This window comes from Flavobacterium sp., from assembly GCF_035456085.1.
In the GTDB taxonomy this organism is placed as follows: domain Bacteria; phylum Bacteroidota; class Bacteroidia; order Flavobacteriales; family Flavobacteriaceae; genus Flavobacterium.
The window spans coordinates 40,467-65,941 of record NZ_DATIDY010000081.1 but is presented as its reverse complement, the minus strand read 5'-3'; the positions used below and the strand labels follow the sequence as shown (position 1 = coordinate 65,941).

Genomic DNA, 25,475 nt, shown 5'->3' with positions numbered 1-25,475 from the left:
TCTGCAGAAGCATTGCGAATGGTTAAGACTAATCTGGAATTTATGCTATCCAAAGATGGTGCAAAAGGTGCCAAAACTATTTTTGTTACTTCTACTTTTCCTAAAGAAGGAAAGACTTTTGTATCAGCTAATCTTGCAGCAACTCTGGCATTATCAGGTAAAAAAGTATTGTTGATTGGTATGGATATCAGAAGTCCAAAGTTGGATCAGTATTTAACTTTGTCAAAGAAAGGTGTTAGTAATTACTTATCATCTGATGATATAAGATTAGAAGAATTGATTGTTAAACAAAATGATTTTGATGATTTATATACACTTTCAGCGGGTATAATACCACCAAATCCTGCAGAACTTTTAATGAGAGATAAAGTAAATGATCTTTTCCAAACGCTTAAGTCACAATTTGATTATATTGTAGTTGATACGCCGCCAGTAAGTTTAGTAGCTGATACTTTGTTGATCTCCAAACATGCTGATTGTTTTATCTATGTAGCTCGTGCTAACTTTTTAGAAAAACGTTTGTTGAGTATCGCCAATAATTTATACAGAGAAAATAAACTTCCGAATATGTGTCTATTGCTCAATGATACTGATGAAACAAAAGGCTATGGTTACGGTTATGGATACGGAACACATTTTGGTAAAACTTCTTGGTTTAAAAAGAAAAGTTAGTACTTTTAGTTAATATATTTTTGTGGAAAAGCCTTTAAACACTACTGTTTAAGGGCTTTTCTTTTTTAGTTTATTTGGACTATTGTGTTCTGTTAATTAGTTAGTGAGTTTTTATTGAAATTTTGTAATAACAATTACAAATCGTGTAATTTCTACCTTAATCTATTTCTTAATTTTAAAATTCACAAAATGTACACTTTTGAAATTTGAACTCACTTTAAATTTCATTTTCTATTGCATTCGGACTTAAATTTTACAGATGAAGGCTCCATTACTAGCATTTAACGATAAAGGAATATACTGCGAGCAAGCAGATGTTTACCTTGATCCCTGGCGTCCGGTTACAAATGCAATTATCACACATGGACACGCCGATCATTCGCGTTGGGGGAATAAAAATTACATCACTCATCATTTTAATGTACCAATAATAAAACACAGGCTAGGAGATATCAATGTTACAGGCAAAGAATGGAATGAAACTTTCACTATAAATGGTGTGAAATTTTCATTGCATCCTGCAGGCCATATTATTGGCTCGTCTCAAATAAGAGTGGAATATAAAGGAGAAATCTGGGTTTTTACTGGAGATTATAAAACTGAAGATGACGGAATTTCAACACCTTATGAAGTGATAAAATGTCATGCTTTTATTACCGAATGTACTTTTGGATTGCCTGCTTTTAAATGGACAACACAAGCTGAGGTTATGACAGACATAAATAATTGGTGGGCCGAAAATCGTGCGGAAGGAAAAACTTCTGTCCTTTTTGGATATTCATTGGGAAAAGCGCAGCGATTATTAAAATATCTTGATACTGATATCGGAAAAATATACACACATGGTGCGATTGAAAATATAACAAATGTTGTACGGCCAATAATTGATTTTCCAACAACTACAAGAATTACTTTTGATACTAAAAAAGAAGATTTATTGGGTAATATTGTTCTTGCACCGCCAAGTGCCCACGGAAGCATCTGGATTAGAAAAATGACTCCTTTTGTTACTGGTTCTGCAAGTGGATGGATGGCGTTTCGTGGCGCAAGAAGACGCCGCGCAGTTGATCGTGGTTTTGTATTAAGCGATCATTGTGATTGGCAGGGATTACTGGAAAGTATAAAAGCTACAGGTGCCGAAAAAATAATTTCCACACACGGATATTCTGATATTTTTTCTAAATACTTACAAGAATTAGGCTATGATGCCAGAACTGCCCATACTCAATACGAAGGGGAATCAGGTGAAATGGATTCTAAAAAAGACGCTGAAGAAAGCACTACAAATCAGAATCTTTAATAGTAGTAAGCAAAAAATAAGAGTATGAAAAACTTTGCTGAACTTATAAAAACATTAGATACTTCTAATAAAACCTCGGTAAAAGTGGATGCTTTAACCAATTATTTTCGAAATGCCAGCGATGAGGATAAAGTATGGACAATTGCAATTCTTTCACATCGTCGTCCGCCAAGACCTGTAAATACTACTTTATTGCGTTTGTGGGCAAATGAATTGGCAGATATTCCGCTTTGGCTTTTTGAGGAAAGTTATCATATTGTAGGTGATCTTGCCGAAACTATTGCACTCGTAATTCCCACCACAAAAGAACATTCAGATAGAAGCTTAACTGAATTTCTACAGGAGATTATAGCTTTAAAAAAGAAAACTGACTTTGAAAAGAAAGAATATCTTCAGAATAATTGGCTGGCGCTAAATTATTACGAGCGTTTTGTTTTCACCAAATTGATTACCGGAAGTTTCAGAATTGGAGTGAGTCAGAAATTAATGACCAGAGCTCTTTCTAAAGCTTTAACTATTGATGAGGATACTTTGGCTTATAAATTAATGGGTGACTGGAATCCGGACAAAATCACTTTTAGGGAATTGATTTTGGACGAAAAAAGCAGCGATTATTTGTCAAAACCATATCCGTTCTATTTAGCATATCCGATAGAAGGTGAACCTTCAAATTTAGGAAATGCCGAAGATTGGATTGCCGAATATAAATGGGATGGAATTCGTTCTCAAACTATTATACGTGACAACGAAATATATGTTTGGAGTCGGGGAGAGGAATTAATTACAGATAAATATCCCGAATTTGCCTCTTTCATCGGAATTATTCCGGATGGAACTGTTATCGATGGAGAAATTCTTCCATTTCAGGATAATGAAATTGGGACATTTAATGATCTCCAAACCAGAATTGGACGAAAAATAGTTTCACCATCAATTCTAAAAAAATCGCCAGTAATAATTAAAGCATATGATTTGTTAGAATGGAAAGGAAAAGATATCCGAAATCTGTCGTTTGAAGAACGCCGAATATTATTAGAAAAATTATACGAAGACATTAAGCATAATGATATTCCGCTGCAACTTTCCGAAAGAGTAAAATTTTCGACATGGGAAGAATTGGCAGAAGAAAGATTACGCTCACGCGAAATGAAAAGCGAAGGACTGATGATTAAACGAAAAGATTCTCCTTATCTCGTGGGACGAAAAAAAGGCGATTGGTGGAAATGGAAAATCGAGCCTTTGGTAATTGATGCGGTTCTGACTTATGCGATGCGGGGTCACGGTCGGCGTTCGAATTTATTCACCGATTATACTTTTGCCTTATGGCATCAAAATGAAAATAATGAGCGCGAGTTAGTCACTTTCGCAAAAGCATATTCAGGCTTAACCGATGATGAATTCCGGATGGTTGACGATTGGATTAAGAAAAACACTCTCGAAAGATTTGGTCCTGTCCGAAGCGTAACACCGCAATTGGTTTTCGAAATTGGTTTTGAAGGCATCGCACTTTCCAAAAGACATAAAAGCGGAATCGCAACCAGGTTTCCTAGAATTTTAAGATGGCGTCACGATAAAAAAATTGATGAAGCTAATTCTATAGAGGATTTAAAAAGCATGATTTTATAAAAATAATAATGAATAGAGAAGAACTTTTTGCTTTAGCAAATGATTGGTTTCGGCAGCAGGGATGGAAACCTTTTCCGTTCCAGACGCAGACCTGGACGGCTTTTTTGCAGGGTAAAAATGGACTTTTGAATGCACCAACCGGAAGCGGAAAAACATACGCACTTTGGTTACCTATTATTTTAAATTACATCAAAAAGAATCCGAATTATAAAATCAAACATAATCCCGGACTCAAAGCTATCTGGATTACGCCTTTGCGATCGTTGTCTGTAGAAATAAAACAAGCAGCGGAACGCGTAGTTCATGATTTAGATACCAAAATGACTGTCGGAATTCGTTCTGGAGATACAACTGCAGGCGAACGGGCCAAACAAAAAGAGAAAATGCCGGATTTATTAATAACCACACCGGAGAGTTTACAATTGCTTCTTGCAACAAAAGGGTATGATAAAATTTTTGGTAAATGTGAAGCTATCGTAATCGACGAATGGCACGAATTATTAGGCTCAAAACGGGGCGTTCAAACGGAATTGGCCTTATCCAGACTAAAAAAAATTGTTCCTGAGATACGCATTTGGGGAATTTCTGCAACAATTGGAAATTTACAGCAAGCACAAGAAGTTTTACTCGGCATTGATTCAGAAGCGTTCCATAATTCTGTTTTGATTAAAGCAGTTATACACAAAAAAATAAAAGTTATTTCGATTATTCCAGACAAAATGGAAACCTATCCGTGGCGTGGACATATGGGATTGCATTTACTCGATGAAGTAGGCAAAATTATAAAGGCCAGTAAAACAACACTTATTTTTACCAATGTGCGTTCCGCTTGCGAAATATGGTTTCAGCGCTTATTGGAAAAATATCCTGAATTTGCAGGCGAAATGGCAATGCATCACGGGAGCATTAGCCGCGAAACCAGACTTTGGGTAGAACAAGCAATTAGAAATGAGGAATTAAAAGTGGTGGTTTGCACTTCAAGCTTAGATTTAGGTGTCGATTTTGCTCCTGTAGAAACTATTATTCAAGTTGGAGGACCAAAAGGTGTGGCCCGTTTTATGCAAAGGGCAGGGCGAAGTGGACATCAGCCTGGAAAAGATAGCGTTATATATTTTCTTGCCACCCATGCAATTGAATTAATTGAAGCTTCGGCTTTAAAAAAAGCAGTTGAAAATAATGTTATCGAAGACAGGATTCCTTATTTAAACAGTTGGGATGTTTTGGTTCAATATTTAAATACACTCGCTGTTTCGGATGGGTTTTTACCTGATGAGGTTTATCAGGAAGTTAAAGGAACATTTTGTTATCAGGCTATGACGAAAGAAAATTGGAACTGGATTCTCAATTTTATTTCTAACGGAAGCCAGAGCCTGCAAGCGTATGACGAATATAAAAAAGTTGAGATCGATGAAAATGGCTGTTTTAAAATCAACAGTCGTTTGATTGCTATGCACCACAGAATGCAGATTGGGACTATAATTGGTGATTCTGTTGTGAACGTAAAATATATGACTGGCGGTTATATTGGAACTATCGAAGAATGGTTTATATCAAAATTAAAACCGGGCGATACTTTTATTTTTGCTGGAAAAAGGCTTGAATTATTTAAAATTAGAAATATGCAGGTTTTGGTTCGAAAAGCAGATCCAAAAAAAACATCAAAAGTTGTCAGTTGGATGGGAGGACGTATGGCTCTTTCGGCACAAATGAGCGAATTACTACGTCAGGAATTATACCGAGCCAATACCGATAATTTGTCGCCAGAGTTAAAAGCTCTCAAGCCATTATTTAACCGACAAAGAAAAGAATCAATTGTTCCCAATGCAGATGAATTTTTAATAGAAACTTTTAGAACCAGAGAAGGATATCACGCTATTTTTTATCCATTTGAAGGCCGTTTTGTCCATGAAGCTTTAGCAAGTTTATTGGCTTACAGAATTAGTTTATTAATGCCGATAAGTTTTTCATTGGCTTACAATGACTATGGATTTGAACTGCTTTCGGATCAGGAAATCGATATGCAGCAAGTTTTGGATAACAATTTGTTTTCGACAGAATATATCCATTATGATTTGCAAAAAAGTCTTAACGCAACCGAAATGGCAAGGCGAAAATTTCGAGATATTGCTGTCATTGCAGGATTGGTTTTTACAGGATTTCCTGGAAAAATGGTCAAAACAAAGCATTTGCAAAGCGGTTCTCAATTATTGTTTGAAGTTTTTAGAGATTACGAACCCGACAATTTATTATTTCAGCAAGCCTATCGCGAAACCTTTGAACATCAACTGGAAGAAGGACGTTTAATTATGGCATTAGAACGAATTCTAAATCAGAATATTATTTGGAAATCCTGTAGCAAACCAACACCTTTTAGTTTTCCTTTGATTACAGATCGATTACGGGAAAAACTTTCAAGTGAAACATTAGCAGAGCGAATCAAAAAGATGACAGCATCATACATGAAATAGAATTATGAAGATAACAATACAAAATCAATCCTTTATTTTGCATACAAGTGGAGCTTTATTTTGGGAAACCAAAAAATGGCTTTTAATTTCTGATGTTCATTTGGGCAAGGTTTCTCATTTTAGAAAACATGGCGTGGCAATTCCACAAAATGCTATTGAAGAAAATTTCAATAAGCTAACCAAAGTTGTGGAATTTTTTAGACCCGAAAAGGTGTTTTTTCTTGGAGATTTATTTCACAGCTCCAAAAATTATGAATGGATTTTTTTTGAAGAGTGGGTAAATTGTTGCGTTAGTGAGCTTGTACTTATTGTTGGTAATCATGATATTATTGATAAAAAAAATTATACAGATATTAATATCAGCGTTTTGCAATTTTTTGAAATTGATAATTTTTTATTGACTCACCAACCAAAAGAAATGAAAGGCTGGTTTAACTTTGCGGGTCACATTCATCCCGGAGTAATTTTGCGCGGTCTAGGCGGACAGTCATTAAAACTTCCTTGCTTTTACCAAAAAGACAATCAGATGATCTTGCCTGCTTTTGGTGAATTTACAGGACAACATATCATAGAATCTAATCAGGAAGACATTATTTATGCTATTACAAAAGAAGAAATTGTTGTAGTGAAGAAAAATTAATTAAAAATAAACCTTTCTTTTTAGATTACATTTCATTGTAATCAGACTTTCAAAGTATTGATATTATAAGATAAATAAAGCTGCTCTAAGGCAGCTTTATTCGTATTATTTAGTGGTGTCGTTTTGTTTTGAGGATTGAAGGACATTAGTATTATCTTGAGAGTCTATTTTTAAATATTCCCCTTTAAAACTCTGGTTCAAAACGGTCATTTCAATTGGGGCATTTGTGCCATCAGGAACAACTTCAATGGATGCTTTACCATTTGCCATCTTGATTGATTCGCTTCCGGTTGGTGTCCCTTGATTTTTCATGGTTTTTCCGCCTTTTAAACATTGAAAATAAACACTTTCTTCATAGTCAAGGCAGCGTAAATTATTGTTGTCTATTGCAAAAGCAGTTACGAGATAATTGCCGTTTTTTAATTTTTCTGAAGACAATTGTAAAGAAACGGCTGCGTCATTTTTATTAAAGCGATAGTTTAATTTTAAAGTATCTGAAACGGTTTTACCATCTTTATTTTTTCCAATGGCGATTAATGTGTTTTCTCCTTTTTTAAAGTTAACATCCCATGTTAATCCACATGCAGGATAAATTGCAATATTTCTTTGCTTTTCGCCTAATGATTTCCCTTCATGATATAAAGTCACTTTTTCACAATTGCTAAATACAGATATTTTTCTCGGTGTGTTTTCAGGTCCTTGGCGTTCTGTCCACGTATGCGACTCAATGTACGTAAAAGGTTCGTTGCTCCAGTAACTTTTAAAAACATAATAGGCGTCTTTTGGATTACCGTTTCTGTCTACTAATCCTTTTTGGTTCATGTACGGAATATCGTCTTCTGGGCGCAATGGTGTTGCAAAATCTTTAAAAGCCCATTGTACATTTCCAACAAAAGTTGGATCATTTTCGGAAACATGTAAATGCCAATCGAATAAATCGACAATGTAATTTTCGCTCCAGTCTCCAATTTGAGCAATATTTGCCACTTTTGTTTGTACAATCGCTTCTTCCCAACCTTCTGATTTTATTACATTTTCACCAGTAATTGGGTTTTCACTGTGGCGGCCTACATGGCTATCTCCACCATATTCGGCGTGAATAAAATGATTGTATTCTTTTTTATAAACATCAATTGCTTTCTGGTAGCTTTTGTAACTTCCAGAATACCAACCTGACCAAATAGAAGGAGAAAATACATCAACGATATGTGATCCTTCATAATATTTTCTGATTGCCGTTTTTCTGTTTGGATCTAATTTGTGTGCAATGTCATTTAGTTCAGTTAAAAACACATTAGTTCTTTCTGAATTATCACCATCAGGGAAATCTGGAAGCCAATTTATTTCATTACCTAAAGACCAAATAATAATACTTGGGTGATTGTAATTTTGATTGATCATTTCAACCAGATAATTTTTTGTATTGGTTTGCCATTCTTGATCTCCAATTCCACCACGGCACCATGGCAATTCATCCCAAACTAAAATTCCTAATTCATCACAAGCTTTATACACTTCAGGATCTTGCGGATAATGTGCCAAACGAATAAAATTTGCCCCCATTTTTTTTATCGATTCTATATCTGCGCGATGTTGTGCATTGCTCATTGCTGCACCAACACCAGCTTGTTCTTCATGTCTGTGAGTGCCTCGAATCAGCAATCTTTTTCCGTTAAGAAAAAATGGGCCATGATCTTTGAATTCAAACCATCTAAAACCAATCTTTTCATTAAGGCTATCTTCTAATTGATTTTTCTCAGATAAAGTAGCCGTGACAGTGTATAGATTTGGTTTCTGAATATCCCAAAGCATCGGATTTTTAAGATTTTCAAATGTTATTTTTGAAGTTTTATCAATAACAGAAACTGTTTTGCTTGCTACTTTATTCCCTTTTGGATCTTTAAGATCTACAGTCAATGATAAGCTCTTTGAATTATCAGGATTTACTATCGAAGCAATCACACACAAAGACGCTTTCGTAGCAGAGACTTCGGGTGTTGTTATCTTCAAATTATCAATGTTGTTTTTGTATTTAGACACTAACCAAACATCTCTTGTTATTCCTCCATAAATAAAAAAATCACTTTTTTGAGAAGGAATAATTTCAATATTATAACTATTATCAACCCGAACAAAAATGTCATTATTTCCTTCTTTGATATAATTAGTAATATCGATTGTAAACCCAATGTAGCCACCAATGTGCCCACCAGCTTCTTTATTGTTTACATATACTTTTGTAGTTACATTTGATCCTTCAAAATATAAAAAATAGCGTTTGTTGGAATCGATATGTGCTATGTTTAGCTTTTTCTGATACCAGCTTGCGTCTCTTCTGTAACCGGGATTTAGGTCGGTTGCATCTTCACTATTCCAGCTGTGCGGTAGATTTATTTCGGACCATTTATCCGCTTTTTGCACATCACTAAGATTTGGAGTGCCATTTTCTAAATAAAGCCAATTATTATTGATGTTTGTTTTCGTGCGCATATCAGTAGTAGTCTGAGCAAATGCGCTGCTCAGACTAAACTGAATAACCAAAATGAAACTAACAAAAAACTTATTTATGTAAAGTGATCTTATCATAAGTTATAAGTCTTTTTTCTTAATAATGCTTCCAAAAAATAGTAATCGGCATATACGATTGGTTCATCAATTTCATCGTGTTTAGGCCAGTTTCCTGTACTATGATCCAGAATAAAAGGGGCGTTTATTTTGCTGTCTAAAATGTATTTATCAGAACTTAAAGAGTTGATTACTTTATTAGCATAAGTCAAATAATTTTTGTCTTTTGTGTAACCGTAAAGTTCATAAAGTGCAGAAGCCATTATAGTTGCAGCAGATACATCTCTGGCTGCATTTGGAATACTCGGATCTTTAAAATCCCAATATGGAATTCCGTCTTCTGGCAAGTTTTTATTAGTTATAAAAAACTTTGCAGTAGCTTTTGCCTGATCCAAATACGCTTTGTCTTTTGTATATCTGTAAGCCATTGTAAAGCCATAAACAGCCCAACTCTGACCACGCGCCCAAACTGAATCATCATTATACCCTTGAAGTGTAGTTTTTTTATTGACTGCTCCCGTAACAGGGCTATAATCTATTACATGATAACAGCTATTGTCTTTTCTAAACTGATTTTTTAGAGTGGTATTGGCATGTTTAATAGCAATATCCTGATACTTTTTGTTACCGGATAATTTTGTAGCTTCAAAAAGCAATTCGAGATTCATCATATTATCGATTATAACAGGATAATCCCAGATATTTTTATTAAAATCCCAAGATCTTATGGCACCTACTTTTTCATCAAAGCGAGTACATAATGTTTCAGCTGCCTTGATAATTATTTTTTTATAATCAGAATTATTTTCAACTTTTAATCCTTCCCCAAAAGCGCAATACACTTTGAATCCTACATCATGAGAATCTCTGTTTACACTTTCTTTTTTACTGAAAGCTGTCCATTTTTCGGCTTGTTGCTTATATTCTGAATGGCCAGTTAATCTATACAATTGCCATAAGTTTCCAGCAAAAAATCCACTTGTCCAATCTCGAGAAGATACTTTCTTTAAATGATTGGATTTTATGGTCATACTGCGTGGCATAGACATAGAATCTACAGGATAATCCAACATCATTTTGTATCTTGTTTCAAGAAGATTATTGACTGTTGAAGCGTTCTTTGTTTGAGAATAAATCTTGGATTTGCAGGGACTAATAAGCAATGCAAGTGCAAGAATAAAAAATAGGTGACGGACTTTATTCATAATAATTATAAGGCTTTAATATCTAGGATTATTTGGGACTAAGTTTAGATTTATTTGTAAGTGTGTTTCTGGTAATGGAAATAAAAGAACTATAAAGCTCCATTTAGGCGATTTAAGGTTTTGTTTTGTTAACATTCATTTAGAGTTTAGAGTAGTAGTCATTAAATTGAAATTCAAAAGCAATAACCATTCCTCTTTTCCAAAATCCTAAATAGAATCTGAGTTGGTATGAATTACTTTATTGTCTTTTGTATTACAAATTTATCGCCATAAAGAGATCTAGAAATACAAAAAAAGGTATCTAAAAATACAGATACCCTTTTGTAAGCCATTAAAAACAATGGTTATTGGAATTTAATAGATTTCTTTGAAAAATTTGTCAGCGAATTGTGAAGGCGTTTCTCCATATCTTTTTTGAAAACATTTGCTGAAATATTTCGGGTTGTTAAAACCAACTTTGTAACCTACTTCTGAAACATTGAGTTTGTTTTGTTCCAATAATTGAGCGGCACGTTTTAATCGTACCTCCTGAATAAATTCGTTTGGTGTAAAATTGGTCCATGCTTTTATTTTTAGAAATAACATCGTTCTGCTCACTCCCAATTCTGAACTGAAAAACGGAATATCAAATTGCTCGTTTGAAATATTATCTTCTACAATTTTGAATGCTTTTTTTAATAGTTCTTCGTCTAATGAAGAAATGGTTATTTCTGAGGGTGAAAAAGTATCTTCGCTCAAAAATTTTGCTTTTAAACGTTCGGTCGAATTCAGAACATTTTTTATTCGAAGTTTGAATTCAATTAAATTGAACGGCTTACTGATATAATCATCTGCACCACTTTCTAAGCCTTCAAATTTATATACCAAAGAGCTTCTGGAAGTTAGCAGTATTACAGGAATATGACTCGTTTTTAAATTTTCTTTTATTTTAGAACAAAGCTCGGTTCCTACCATTTCAGGCATGATTACGTCACTGATGATTAAATTTGGAATGTGTTTTAATGCTTTCTCCAAAGCTACTTTTCCATTGTCAGCAGTAATGATATTGTATTCTTTTTTGAGTAAATTTTTCATGAAATTTTGCAAAACCTTATGATCTTCTACAATCAAAATCGTTGGTTTCTCGGTATTGATTATAAAGTCTTCAATATCTTCACTTTCGGCTGTTTCAACATTTTTAAGCTGTTGTGTATATTGCTCAATATCATCGCTAATTTTGAAATCTTGAAGAATTTCATTTTCCTGCAAATGTTCGTTTCCAAGAGGAAGCGTCACGGTAAAAATCACTCCTTGCGATTTTTTATTAACAACATCTATAGTTCCTTTATGCAGGTTTACGATGTTTTTTACGATTGATAAACCAATTCCGGTTCCTTTGTTGTAATTTTTTTGGACATCATTATGCATCGAAACTTCATAGAACAAATCGAAAATTTTATCAATGTGTTCCTCGGCAATTCCAACTCCTGAATCTTCAACAGCTATAAAAACATTTGCATTATCATGTGTAATTTTAAAATTGATATTGCCTCCTTTTGGCGTATATCTAAAGGCATTAGAAATTAAATTATAAAATACGCGCTCTAATTTATATCGGTCGAAATAAACTAATATTTCTTCTTCCGAGGATTCAAAAGTATAGGTGTAACCACCATCTTTGGCATATTCTATGAAAGACAAAAATATTTCATTGGCAAATTTTACAATGTTTCCGTTTGCAGATTCTAATGTAACTTGACCGTTTTCAAGTTTTCTAAAATCCATTAGACGATTAATCAGGCTTAAGAGATGATTGGCACTTCCTTCAATAACCAACAGTTTTTTATACATTTCGTTTGTTCCATTATAATCAGCTAATATTTGTTGTAATGGACCTAATATTAATGTTAACGGCGTTCTGAATTCATGTGAGATATTGGTGAAAAAATCTAGTTTAGCACGATTGTTTTCTTCGATGCGTTGGGTTTCCAGATATTCTAATTCTAATTTTTGTTTGAGTCTTGCCTTCGATTTCATAATCCAGATTAATCCGTAAACTGACAGACTGATTATAATTCCGTATAATAAAAATGCCCAAATACTTCGCCAGGGTGCAGGATTTACAACAACAGTTAGAGTAGTGGGAGTTTTATTCCAAACGCCGTCATTATTGGCGCCTTTTACCTCAAAAATATAGGTTCCTGGATTTTGAATAGCAAAATTGACTTCTGAGTTTTTGGTGGTTGTCCACGAGTTTTCCAAACCAATTAAGCGATAACGGTATTGGTTATTTTTTGATCGCAGGTAATTGGGAATGGCAAAACTGATAGAGAAATTGGCTTTGTCATAATCGAGTGTTATTTTTTTGGTGTAGCCAATACTTTTTTCTAAAATTCCGTCAGCATCATTGGGATTAATCGTTTCATTTTTGATTTTTAAATTGGTGATTAATACCTGAGGCGAGTAGTTATTAACTGAAATTTTACTGGCATCAAAGAAAGTCGCTCCCGATGGACTTCCAAAATAAAATTTATTTGGACCAATTTTCAATGCCGAATTATCATTGAATTCATTACTTGCCAATCCATCTTTTTGGTCATAAAGAATAGTGTTTTTATGTAAAGTATTGTATTTTATAATCCCTTGATTGGTACTAATCCATAAATTTTTCTTGTCGTCTTCTAAAATAGAATGAATTGAAGTCACAGCTGTATTTCCAACTTTTAGATTGATTTTATTGAATTTTTTTCCATCAAAATAATGCAGTCCTTTGGCTTTCGTTCCTACCCACAAAACATGGTGACTGTCCTGGAATAAAGTAAGTATGTCGTCACCAGATAAAGTTGTCTGATCAAAAAAGAAATGCTTAATAGAATAATTATTTGGTTTCAAACTATTAAGCGTAACATAATTCAATCCGTTTTGAGTGCCTACCCAAAGACTATTTTTTTTATCTATTAAAATAGTTCGAACGATATTATTAGTCAGGAAATTGGGTTTGGTATTGTCGTTTCCAATTATTTGAAAGGTTTTATTGGTCGAATCGTAACGAATCAAACCCTTAGAAAATGTACCAATCCAAACTATTCCATTAGCTTCTGTTTTAATGGAGTAAACACCAGTTTCCTTTAAAAACTCTTTTAATTCGGTAGAAATCCGATGGTCTTCAATTCTTTTTGAAATAGTATTGTAAGCTGTCAAACCTTTAGAAAATGTACCAATCCACAAAATATTATCTGCAGAAAGACACATTGATTTGATATCATTTTTATCGGTTTGACCATTTTTACTATTGATATAACTCGTTGTAGAAGTATTTTTATTGTAGATAGTGACTCCTCCGCCTTCGGTACCAAAATAAATGTTTTGGTTTTTATCAGCAATAATCGAACTGACCACATCAAAACTCATTGGAATCTTTTTTGAATTTTGGTTGTAATTCGAAAAATTGACGTTAGAAACATCCCAAATATTCACACCTTTGTAATAGCAGCCAATCCAGACAGATCCTTTTTTGTCAACAAATACTGATTTTACTTTGTCAATTCCGTTGTTATTATTGGTGTTGTTTATTTTTTCCAGACTCTTATCTTGTCCGTAAATATAAATTCCATCATAAGCACCAATCCATAATGATCCTTTATTATCAAAGGTTAATGCTCTAATGTCGGTATTGATTTCTTTATTTTTTTCATTAGATAAAAAAGGGACAAATTTATTGGTCGAAGTATCCAATTTTAATAGGCCTTTATTTTTTGTCCCAATCCATAAATTATCCCAATTATCTTCTACTATAGTTTGTGTATTCAGCAATTCTGTAGTGTTTAATGGATATTTTTTAAATGTAAATGTGTTTTTATTTCTGCTTATAAGTTGGCAGAAACCTCTTGTGGTACCAATCCAGATTTTTCCTTTTTTAGTTTTTAAAATACTTAAAACATTATTGCTAGGCAAGGTTGAAATATCATTATCTGAGTGAAATACCGAAGAAAAATGTTTTGTTTTTTTATTATAAATTGTCAGCCCTTTTGTCGTTCCAAACCAGAGTTCGTTTCCAATTTCTTCGATTGTAGAAATAGCATTGGCACTAACCGAATGGTTGGTTTCGTCATGTAAATACCTTTTAAAACTATTCGAAACAGGATCATAACAATTTAGCCCGTTATAAGTACCAACCCAGATTTTGCCTGAATTATCTTCTTCAATGGCAAGAATATCATTGTTACTGATGGAAGTAGTATCAGAAGGATCATTTCTAAAAACTGTAAATCTGCTACCATCGTATTTATTGAGTCCATCTCGGGTTCCAAACCACATTTGGCCTAATTTATCCTGATGAATCGCAATTACAGAACTTTGCGAAAGCCCATCAGTTGTTGAGATATTTTTCAGGCGAAATTTATTTTGGGAAAACAGATTTCCCGAAATAAAGAGTAAAACCAAAAAAATAATTTTGTATTTCATGAGTATAATATTACTTGTTATTTGGATAGATAATTAAATCCAATTTTATGGATTTCTTTGGTTTTGTTTTGTCTCAAAATCCCTAAGCATTTTTACAAATTTTAAAAAAAAATAATTAAGCTATTAATGCTTTTCTAAAATTAAATTTCATTATCAAATAAATTAAAAAATCTTTAAGTGTTATTATTTTTTTAATCGTTTTGCTAGTTGGTAATCATATAGTGAAGGAACTTTGTCCATTGGAATGTTCAAAAATTCTATATATGGATCAGGTTCGTATTTAATTTCAAATTTTGCATTGCCATTCACACCAATTATTCGGGCAAGTGGACCATCTTTCATTCCATAAAGTAAAATTGATTTTGTGATTTTTTCTGGATTTGGAACTTGCACATTCAGATTCCAGAATGTACTGTATGGTCCATGAGACGGTTTCCAATATTCGGCGCCACCTCCGCCAAACAATGCGTAACTATTGGCGTTGTCTGGAGTTAAATGAACCGTAATATTATCAAATAGATTTTGATGATTGGCACCCGAATGTTGATCGAGAACTGGACTTACAAATATTTCGCAATTCTGATAAACGTTTTTGGTTGCAAATGTGTTAAAACTCAACGGATGAACTGCATTGTTATAAACTTTGAGATTTTTGACCAAAACATTGTGGACACCTCCTAAAGTAACTGTATAATGTGCCAGATGATCTCCATTTGTAACAATATCCTGTATCGTGACGTTGGCAATTTCTTCAGCCAAAATTGCGCTATCAGCATTTGTAATCGTTACATCTTTTACCCAGCTATTGAAAACTCGGGTCAAAAAGATACCATTATTTCCTGGCTCCACATGATGTGCAACCCTTGGAATATCAGGAAATGTTATCCGAAGATGTTCGATTCCGACTTCATTTAAATGTTTCCATTCTACTAATTGTGCCTGATAACTTGGTTTAATTGCAATTGTAAGAGGGGTTTTAATCGTAATTTTTGAACCAGCTATTTTAACAATTTCAACTTGTTGCCTTACAATTGGTAATTTTGGGAAGTTCCAATGATGTGAACCTGGTTTTACGTTAGCACCTTTGTATAAATCTTTGATGATTTCACCAGTTTCTCCATCTTTATTGAATAATTGTAACTCCACAACATCGCCAACTTTTAGCCCTTTTATTTCCGAAACGGTAATTACATGTTCGCCTGTATTTCCGCTACTGACTTTGGCCAAAATAGTTGGAATGGGCTCGTATTTATCCAAATATGATTTTACACGTTCATTCGGAACCTGAGTCCAAATAAAGCCTCCAGACCATGCATATTGGGAAAAAGGCAAGTCGATGTTGTTTTCTTTCTCTCGCTGTCTTTTATCAAAAGTAGTCAGGTATTCTCTCAATTCTGATAATGATTCTGGATCTTTGAGATACATCATTGGTCTCGGGCAATAAATTTCTGTTCCGTTATCGCCTGAACCAGTACCACGTAGCACAAAATTGCTTCTTTCAATATATAAAATATCACTTAATATTATACGTCCAGCAGGTAATTGCAGAGTTACATTTCCTTCAACTTCATTGGCCGCTTTTATTGATTTTAATAAAGCTTTTGAATCATCTAATGCATCATCTGATTTTACTCCGTAGTCTGTTGCATTAATAATTTTAACTTGAGATTCCGGAAGATTGCTTTCTCCAAAATGATAGCCAGCATAACTAAAATCAGGTAGATAGTTAATTTGCTTTTGGTTATCATTGAGGATTTTTGGCGTTTCCTGACTTTTAACATTAATAGCTAATATTAGGCAACCAATCAAAAAACTATGACTGAAATTGAGAGTTTGTCTCTGCATGTTTGTGGTATTTTTAGTTAAATCAGGTACTGAATGAATTGATAAGTCAATTATTATTCTGATTTGCTCATTGATCGATTGTGCTAAGTTTTTATTTGATAATTTATTTTTAAAACAATTACTGAATTGCCTCAAAAATTGTCTGTTATTTAACGATAAATTTATTAATCAAATTGGATTCAAAAGTCCATGATAGGTATAAAAAATGTACAGAATGTTGTTATTTAGTATGTTGTGTTTATGATAATTGATTAGTGATTATTGATAGGTAGGAGTAGAAGACAAAAAAGAATTAATGTCAAAATTGTAAAATGTCCAGATTGAATTTTACTTGAAATACCACTAAAAAAAAAACACCTTCACTGTTTTTAAACAAGTGAAGGTGGATAGGTTTTATAAACTTCTTTTAATTCCCAATTCGAGTCCTCGCAATTCGGCTAAACCTCTTAAACGGCCGATTCCAGAATATCCGGGATTTGTTTTTTTCTTCAAATCATCCAGCATTTGATGACCGTGGTCAGGGCGCATCGGAATCAAAGCATCTTTTCTTCCTGCTGCTTTACGTCTGTTTTCTTCGACAACAACTTCTTTGATAACGGCAAACATATCTACATCACCTTCCAAGTGGTTTGCTTCGTAAAAGTTTCCTACTTCGTCACGTTTTGTACTTCTGAGATGCAAAAAGTGAACCCTGTCGGCAAAACGTTTGAATATTCGAACCAAATCATTATCTGCTCTAACTCCTAATGACCCCGTACAAAAAGTAATTCCGTTTGAAATATTAGGAACTTCAGAAAATAAATGGGCATAATCCTCTTCGGTACTTACTACTCTTGGTAATCCTAAAATTGGATAAGGCGGATCGTCAGGGTGAATACACATCAAAACATTATTTTGGGCAGCCACAGGAACGATTTCTTTCAAAAATGAAACTAAATTTTCTCTTAATTTTGGAGCATCAATGGTTGCATAAGTATCCAAAATAGTTTGAAATTGCTCCAAAGTATATCCCTCTTCAGCACCGGGCAATCCTGCGATGATGTTTTTGACAAGTTTTGCTTTTTCGTCATCAGAAAGTTTTTCCAGATACAATTTTGCTTGAGATTGAATTTCGGCCGGATAAGTGTCTGAAGCTCCCGGACGCTTCAATAAAAATAATTCGAAAGCGGCAAAAGCAACCACATCAAAACGAAGTGCTTTGGAACCATCTTCTACTTCAAATTCCAAATCGGTTCTGGTCCAATCCAAAACCGGCATAAAGTTGTAGCATACAATGTTGATTCCGCAAACTGATAAATTTTCGATACTTTTTTTATAGTTTTCAATATAAGTAAGATAATCTCCTGAACGAGTTTTTATATTTTCGTGTACAGGAATACTTTCTACCACTGACCAGGTTAATCCCGCATCCTCAATGATTTTCTTTCTTTGGTTAATTTCATCGATTGTCCATATTTGACCGTTAGGAATATGGTGTAAAGCTGATACAATTCCTGTAGCTCCAGCCTGTTTTACATCTGATAATGATACCGGGTCTTTGGGACCGTACCAACGCCATGTTTGTTCCATTTTTTTTATTTTTTTAAAATTATAATTATATGCTTGAAGCACCAAAACCACCATCAACTTTGATTATGGTACCCGTTACAAATTTTGACATATCACTACATAAGAAAAGCAATACACCATCTAAATCTTGCGGTACACCAAAGCGTCCCATTGGAGTATGATCAATAATTTTGATGCCTCGTGCTGTCAATTCTCCTTCTGGAGTAAGTAATAATGCTCTGTTTTGTTCACCAATAAAAAATCCTGGAGCAATTGCATTGACACGAATACCTTCGCCATATTTGCTTGCTAATTCAACTGCTGTCCATTTAGTGAAATTATCAATAGCAGCTTTTGATGCTGAGTAACCTACTACGCGAGTTAACGGTCTTTCTGCCGATGCCGATGAAATATTGATGATTACACCACTTTTTTGTTTTGCAAAAAGTTCTGAAAAAATCTGAGTAGGAAGTACAGTTCCTATTATATTTAAATCTAATACTTTTTGTAAATCGCCAACCTTTAAATCATAAAAAGCCTGGTCGGGTCCAATAGTTGCGCCAGGCATATTTCCGCCAGCTGCATTTATCAAGATGTCTAATCGGCCATATTTTTCTACGATTAATGTTTTAATTGCCTCAAGTTCTTCTACATTTAAAACATTTCCTTTTACAGCAAATGCTTTTCCGCCTTCTTTTTCTATTTCGTTTACAGTTGTTTGAGCTTCTTCTAAAGTTAATCCAACAATTCCGGTGATTACACCTTGTTTGGACAAGACCTTTGCCATGTTACTCCCTAATACTCCAGCTCCACCAGTTATCAGAGCTATTTTATTGTTCAAATTAAAAATTGATTCCATTGGTAATTTAGTTAAAATTAAATTCTAGTTAAAAAATGAAGCATGCTGTATATCAAAAAGATAGAAAAATAGAACTAAACATTTTAAAAAGCATTATTTTCGTGTACGCACACGGACTTTACAAATATATATAAAAAGTGGAATAATAAAATTGAATTTTAAATAAAAAAATTAAATTTACGATCTCATTAACTTAAATAAAAGAAGGTATCATTACAATCAAAAAAATAGCGGAGTTAGCCAATGTTTCAACTGGTACAGTTGACCGGATTATCCATAAAAGAGGTCAGGTGAGTCAGGAAAATATTGATAAAGTCAATGCGATTATAGACCAATATGGTTTTAAGCGTAATATATTTGCGAGTAATCTGGCGGCAAAAAAGAAATTTAAATTTGCCGTTTTTCTACCAAAATTTAAGGAAATAGAATACTGGAAAAGTCAAATCATCGGAATTAAAAAAGCAGAAGAAGAGTTTAAAAAATTTGGTATCGAATTAGAATATTTTTATTATGATTTTGATCCGGTTTCATTTAAAAATACTATTTCCAAAGTCATTGATTTTGAATGTAATGGTTTGTTGTTTGCTCCAATTTTTCACAAAGAATCTATCGCATTTTTAGATTTATATGCTAAAAAGCAACTGCCGGTTGTTATGATTGATTCTGATATTCAAAGTAGAATACCTCATTTTTATATTGGACAGGATGCCTTTAAAAGTGGCTATCTGGCTGGTCGGTTAATAAGCTTTGCAGTAAAAGACCAACGAAAAGTTCTGATTATTAAGATTACCCGCGACATTGAAAGTACTTCGGTTTATTTGCAGCGCATCAAAGGGTTTTATTCTTATTTTGAGGAGAATCCTTCAATAACAAATTTCAAATTTTCCGAAGTAAATGTAAAAGAATCAGATATTGATAGCCTGCATGTTGACATGTTCGCCGATACCAGCAGCATTTTTATCCCTAATTCCCGGGCTTATATTATTGCACGTTTTTTAGAAGAGCATCATATCAAAGGTATCCGAATTATTGGTTATGATTTATTGGAAGACAATATACAACATCTCAATTCTGGAAGTATCGATTTTTTAATTAACCAAAAACCTGAGGAACAAGGCTATCTTGCGGTTCAATATTTGTATAAAAAAGTTGTGTTGCAGGAAGATTTTACTTCTAATATTATTATTCCGTTGGAGATAATTGTTAAAGAAAATTACATTCGTCCTGATAATAAATAAGATTCGTGATTTTTATTTTCTTAAGGTTAGCATTTTTTTTGGGAATAATTTTAATCAAACCTCTAATAGGACTCGTAAATTCTATAAAGATGATAAGCTTAATGTCCTGAATTTTATCCGGATTTTGATTAGAAGTAATTTTAGTAAATTGCTGATCAATTTATATCGAGCAGCATTTTTAATTTATCATTAATACAAACTTGACTATGAGAAAAATAATTACGTTATGCTTTGTTTTTTCTTTTTTAGGAAAAGCCATAGCACAGGAAATTCCTTTGGTTGCCAATATTTCTGCCCGTGATAACATCACTTTAAATGGAAAATGGAGTTACATAGTAGATCCGCTCGAAAATGGCTATTATGATTATAGACTTCAACCATTTAAAACCAATGGTTTTTTCGAAAACAAACCATTTTCTACTGACTATTTGGTAGAATACAACTTTGCTACTTCTGCAACTATGGATATTCCGTCAGACTGGAATACTAAAGATGAAAAACTATTTTTCTATGAAGGAACAGTTTGGTTTGAAAAAGACTTTGATTATAAAAAAACCTCAGATTCAAAAGGGATTCTATATTTTGGCGCAGTTAATTATGATGCTAAAGTCTATGTGAATGGTAAGTTTGTAGGTGGTCATGTTGGAGGTTATACTCCTTTTAATTTTGATGTTACTGATGTTTTAAAAGATGGAAAGAATTTTGTTGTTGTAAAAGTCGATAACAAACGCCATAAAGATAATGTTCCAACTGTAAATATGGATTGGTGGAATTATGGCGGAATTACTCGTGATGTAGTGTTGGCAAAAGTACCTAAAGTGTATGTTGAAGATTATTTGGTTCAATTGGACAAAAAAGATTCTAAGAAAATTTCTGGATGGATAAAATTAAATTCAGTTGTTGCGAATCAGTCTCTATCGGTTAAAATTCCAGAATTAAAAATCAAAAAAGACATTGTTACTGATGCAAACGGAATAGCTTATTTTGAAGTAAAAACAAATCCCGTTTTATGGACACCAGAATCACCAAAATTATATGACGTTGTGATTGATAAATCTGGTGAAAATATTACTGATAAAATAGGTTTCAGAACGATTGAAACAAAAGGTAAAGAAATTTTATTGAATGGTAAAAAGACTTTTTTGAGAGGAATTAGCATTCACGAAGAAGCACCATTTAGACAAGGCAGAGCCTGGTCAAAAGAAGATGCTACTACTTTATTGACATGGGCCAAAGAATTAGGTTGTAATTATGTTCGTTTGGCGCATTATCCACATAATGAAAATATGGTTCGTGAAGCTGAAAAAATGGGATTGATGGTTTGGTCTGAAGTTCCGGTTTATTGGACAATTTCATGGACTAATCCAGATACTTATGCTAATGCAGAACACCAACTTCATGATATGATTTACAGGGATAAAAACCGTTGCGGTGTTGTGATTTGGTCAATTGCTAATGAAACCCCTCATGGTGATGATCGTGATGTTTTCCTTAGCAAACTAGCCAAATATGCCCGTACACAAGACAATTCTCGTTTGATAAGTATGGCTATGGAAGTTACGAAGAGCGAAAATGACGTTAATACACTTCATGATAACATGAATGAATATGTTGATATCGTAAGTTTTAACCAATATGTGGGCTGGTATCGAGGAACTAATGAATCTTGCAAAACTATGAAATGGGTTATTCCTTATAACAAACCAGTGATTGTAAGTGAATTTGGAGGTGAGGCTTTACAAGGAAGACATGGGGATAAAACAGAGCGTTGGACAGAAGAATATCAGGAAGAATTGTATAAGCAAAACACCGAAATGTTCAACCATATTGAAGGACTTTCAGGAATTTCACCTTGGATACTTGTTGATTTTAGATCACCTCGCCGTCAACTGCCAGATATTCAGGATTTCTTTAATCGTAAGGGTTTAATTTCTAGCGGAGGAATTAAGAAGAAAGCTTTTTATGTAATGAAAAATTGGTACGATAAAAAGGCCGAAGAGTATAAGTAACACTCATTACTTCCGAAAAAATAATAAACACGACAGCTTTATTCCAGCAAATACTTTTTTTAACCTAAAACCTTGCTGATGATAATGATGTTGCAAAATAATACAGTTGTAGTATAAAAATTGTACAATACAATTTTACTATATCAAACATAATGGTATTAATAATATATTTGATTCCCCGAAGATATTTCTCGGGGTTTTTTATTTATAAATTTTCTGCTATAGTAAAAAAGAACTTGCTCTTAATTTAGTAAATAGGGTTTAGACAAAAGACTGTGGGATTATGATTTATTAAAATTTACTACTATGAATAACAAAAAACGTTGGTTTACTATTTTGCTTTCTGTTTTGTTTGCTTTTTCAACATTTGGTCAAGAGAAAACTACATTTTCAATCAATTCCAACTGGGATTTTTTTAAAGGCAATGTAACGTATCCTGAAGTGCTAAATCAGAAAAATTGGGAAAAAGTCCAAATTCCACATAGCTGGAACAAAACGGATGTCAACGATGATACTCCTGGCTATTACAGAGGAGCTGGCTGGTATACAAAAACTGTAAATATTCCTAAAACTTGGGAAAACCGTGATGTTTATTTATTATTTGAAGGTGCCAATCAAACGACTGAAGTTTTTGTAAATGGTAAAAAAGCGGGTTCACACATTGGTGGATACACAGCTTTTACTATTAATATTACGCCTTTTGTAAAATTCGGAGACGAAAAAAGTAATGAAATCACAGTAAAAGTAGACAATAGTTACCAAGCTGATATTCCGCCATTAACTGCTGATTTTACCTTTTTTGGAGGATTGTATCGCGATGTTTTTATTAGTGCTGTTGCCAAGACACATTTCGAAATCGACCAGTATGGAGGTAAAGGAGTTTTTATCACTACGCCACTCGTTACCAATGACAAAGCAACTGTAAAAATAAAAGGAACTATAAGCAAAGGTACGGAGCAAGAAGTGATTGTTACAGCAACAATTGTCGATCAAAATACCAAAATCGCAAAACAACAGCAAAAACTGAAACTGAATACTAATAATGTCTTTGAGATTGATTTTCAGGATATTAAAAATCCAAAATTATGGTCAACAGATACACCAAATCTTTATCAGGTAATCACAACAATTACAGACAAAAAAACTGGCAAAATCTTAGATGAAATATCTAATTCATTAGGATTCAGATGGTTTAATTTTGATGCCGATAATGGTTTCTTTTTAAATGGAAAATCTTTGAAATTAATTGGTGCAAGCAGACATCAGGATTTTAAAGGAATGGCCAACACGGTTTCTAATGAAATTGCTATTAATGATGTGCATTTATTAAAAAAAATGGGAGGAAACTTTTTGCGTGTAGCCCATTATCCACAAGATCCAGTCGTTTTAGAAGCCTGCGATCGATTAGGGATTTTAGCTTCTGTTGAAATTCCAATAGTAAATGCAATTACCGAATCGGAAGCTTTTTCGGAGAATTGTAAATACATGCAGCGTGAGATGATACGTCAAAATTTCAATCATCCAAGTGTAATAATTTGGGCTTACATGAACGAAATTTTGCTTCGTCCACCTTTTGGAAATGATAAAGATCGTCGTGAAATTTATTTCAAAAGTGTAGCAAAACTGGCACAAGAAATTGAAGATATAACCCGTAGCGAAGACCCTACTAGGTACACAATGATACCAAATCATGGTAGTTTTGAACTTTATAATCGCGTTGGACTTACCAAAATCCCAATGTTGGTAGGTTGGAATCTTTATCAGGGATGGTATGGCGGAAAGTTAGATGGTTTTGCGGCTTATTTAGATATGCATCACAAAGAATTACCGAACAAACCATTGTTAATCACTGAGTATGGAGCTGATGCCGATATTAGACTTCACAGCAACAATCCCATCCGTTTTGACAAGAGCGTTGAATATGCAATTGATTATCATCAGGTATATTTAAAAGCTATGCTTGATCGACCATTTGTAGCGGCTGGAATTGCCTGGAACTTGGCTGATTTTAGTTCTGAAGAACGTGCGGAAACTGACCCAAGCATAAACAATAAAGGTTTACTGACTATTGATAGAAAACCGAAAGACAGTTATTTATTCTATCAGGCAAATTTATTGACCAAACCTTTTCTGAAAATTGGCTTAAGCGGAAGAAATATAGTTGGTGGTGTCGCTAATGCCAATGATATATTGGAACAACAATTAAAAGTTTACAGTAATCAAAAATCAATTAGCTTGACTGTGAATGGGAAAAAACTAGATATGCAATCTACAGTAATGGGTTGTGCCAATTTCAACGTTCCTTTTAAGCAAGGAGAAAATACTCTAATTGCAACGGCTGGAGACGGTGATGTATTTATTCAAGACCAACTTAGTATAACCGCAAATTTGGTTCCTGAGCAATTAGCCAGTAAGACACTTCCATTTGATGAAATTAATGTGAGTGTTGGTGACAATCGTTATTTTTTATCAGAAGAAGATAAGCAATTATGGTTGCCAGATCAGGAATATAAAGTAGGATCTTGGGGATATATTGGCGGAAAAGTTTTCCAATTAGCAGATACAGCAAGACAAAGTTTTGGTTCTAATATTGCTATTAGTGGGACTTTGTTGGATCCTGTTTATCAAACGCAACGTGTTGGAATTACAGGTTATAATTTTGATGTTCCTGATGGTAAATATAATTTGACTCTACACTTCGCCGAATTACTTTCTACCGAAGAGCAAAAAACACTAGCTTATAATTTAAGCGATAAAACAGCCAATAAAGATCAGTTTGCCGAACGTTTGTTTGATGTAATCATCAATGGCAAACCAGCGATTGAAAGATTAGGTAATAAAAATGAACTAAAGTCAGGGCAGGCGATAAGTTATACAATTCCAATAATTGTAACCAATCAATCTGGAATCAAAATTAATTTTACACCAATATTAGGAGAGACAATTTTGAATGGCATTCAGTTGAAAAAATGCTATTAAATTGATTTGTTACTTGTTTTGAAGTTATTTAAAATAATAAAAACAATTAATTTCTTTATTAAAACTTTATCATTTGTA

At 33.6% G+C, this 25,475-nt stretch carries 14 protein-coding genes; 8 read left to right on the top strand and 6 right to left on the bottom strand.

Annotation, left to right across the window (positions count from 1 at the left end):
- From VLC96_RS06185 to pdeM, 5 genes are all read left to right on the top strand, one after another.
- On the top strand, positions 1 to 672 hold a 672-nt coding region (locus VLC96_RS06185; RefSeq protein ID WP_325261384.1), incomplete at its 5' end, for a tyrosine-protein kinase family protein.
- A gap of 259 nt (positions 673 to 931) precedes the next feature.
- Entirely contained in the window at positions 932 to 1,972 is a 1,041-nt protein-coding gene (locus VLC96_RS06180; RefSeq protein ID WP_325261383.1) for a ligase-associated DNA damage response exonuclease, read from the top strand.
- A 24-nt stretch (positions 1,973 to 1,996) separates the two neighbouring features.
- Positions 1,997 to 3,598: an ATP-dependent DNA ligase gene (locus tag VLC96_RS06175; RefSeq protein WP_325261382.1), complete on the top strand. Its 1,602-nt coding sequence runs from the start codon at positions 1,997 to 1,999 to the stop codon at positions 3,596 to 3,598.
- A gap of 8 nt (positions 3,599 to 3,606) precedes the next feature.
- Positions 3,607 to 6,066, top strand: coding sequence for a ligase-associated DNA damage response DEXH box helicase (locus tag VLC96_RS06170; RefSeq protein WP_325261381.1), 2,460 nt, complete (start codon positions 3,607 to 3,609; stop codon positions 6,064 to 6,066).
- A gap of 4 nt (positions 6,067 to 6,070) precedes the next feature.
- On the top strand, positions 6,071 to 6,706 hold the full coding sequence (gene pdeM / locus VLC96_RS06165; protein ID WP_325261379.1) for a ligase-associated DNA damage response endonuclease PdeM: 636 nt from the start codon (positions 6,071 to 6,073) through the stop codon (positions 6,704 to 6,706).
- A gap of 105 nt (positions 6,707 to 6,811) precedes the next feature.
- Here pdeM and VLC96_RS06160 read toward each other — a convergent pair whose 3' ends face one another.
- The 6 genes from VLC96_RS06160 to VLC96_RS06135 all read right to left on the bottom strand — a co-directional run bounded on the left by VLC96_RS06160 (position 6,812) and on the right by VLC96_RS06135 (position 19,171).
- The gene (locus tag VLC96_RS06160; protein ID WP_325261378.1) at positions 6,812 to 9,292 is read right to left on the bottom strand and encodes a glycoside hydrolase family 2 protein; all 2,481 of its coding nucleotides are present in this window, start codon (positions 9,290 to 9,292) and stop codon (positions 6,812 to 6,814) included.
- A complete protein-coding gene (locus tag VLC96_RS06155) occupies positions 9,289 to 10,347 on the bottom strand; it encodes a glycoside hydrolase family 88 protein (RefSeq protein WP_325261376.1) in 1,059 nt (352 codons plus the stop codon). The genes VLC96_RS06160 and VLC96_RS06155 overlap by 4 nt, the downstream gene beginning before the upstream one ends.
- A gap of 483 nt (positions 10,348 to 10,830) precedes the next feature.
- Positions 10,831 to 14,919, bottom strand: a complete 4,089-nt coding sequence (locus tag VLC96_RS06150) for a hybrid sensor histidine kinase/response regulator transcription factor (RefSeq protein ID WP_325261374.1) — start codon at positions 14,917 to 14,919, stop codon at positions 10,831 to 10,833.
- A gap of 183 nt (positions 14,920 to 15,102) precedes the next feature.
- Positions 15,103 to 16,764, bottom strand: coding sequence for a hypothetical protein (locus VLC96_RS06145; RefSeq protein WP_325261372.1), 1,662 nt, complete (start codon positions 16,762 to 16,764; stop codon positions 15,103 to 15,105).
- 393 nt (positions 16,765 to 17,157) lie between these two features.
- On the bottom strand, positions 17,158 to 18,333 hold the full coding sequence (gene uxuA / locus VLC96_RS06140; RefSeq protein WP_325261369.1) for a mannonate dehydratase: 1,176 nt from the start codon (positions 18,331 to 18,333) through the stop codon (positions 17,158 to 17,160).
- Between the two features lie 25 nt (positions 18,334 to 18,358).
- Positions 18,359 to 19,171: an SDR family oxidoreductase gene (locus tag VLC96_RS06135; RefSeq protein ID WP_325261367.1), complete on the bottom strand. Its 813-nt coding sequence runs from the start codon at positions 19,169 to 19,171 to the stop codon at positions 18,359 to 18,361.
- A 197-nt stretch (positions 19,172 to 19,368) separates the two neighbouring features.
- Here VLC96_RS06135 and VLC96_RS06130 point away from each other — a divergent pair, with 197 nt between their 5' ends.
- The 3 genes from VLC96_RS06130 to VLC96_RS06120 all read left to right on the top strand — a co-directional run bounded on the left by VLC96_RS06130 (position 19,369) and on the right by VLC96_RS06120 (position 25,397).
- On the top strand, positions 19,369 to 20,409 hold the full coding sequence (locus VLC96_RS06130; protein WP_325261385.1) for a LacI family DNA-binding transcriptional regulator: 1,041 nt from the start codon (positions 19,369 to 19,371) through the stop codon (positions 20,407 to 20,409).
- A 206-nt stretch (positions 20,410 to 20,615) separates the two neighbouring features.
- A complete protein-coding gene (locus VLC96_RS06125) occupies positions 20,616 to 22,418 on the top strand; it encodes a glycoside hydrolase family 2 TIM barrel-domain containing protein (protein ID WP_325261366.1) in 1,803 nt (600 codons plus the stop codon).
- A 306-nt stretch (positions 22,419 to 22,724) separates the two neighbouring features.
- Positions 22,725 to 25,397, top strand: a complete 2,673-nt coding sequence (locus VLC96_RS06120) for a glycoside hydrolase family 2 TIM barrel-domain containing protein (RefSeq protein WP_325261365.1) — start codon at positions 22,725 to 22,727, stop codon at positions 25,395 to 25,397.
- Positions 25,398 to 25,475 lie beyond the last annotated feature (78 nt).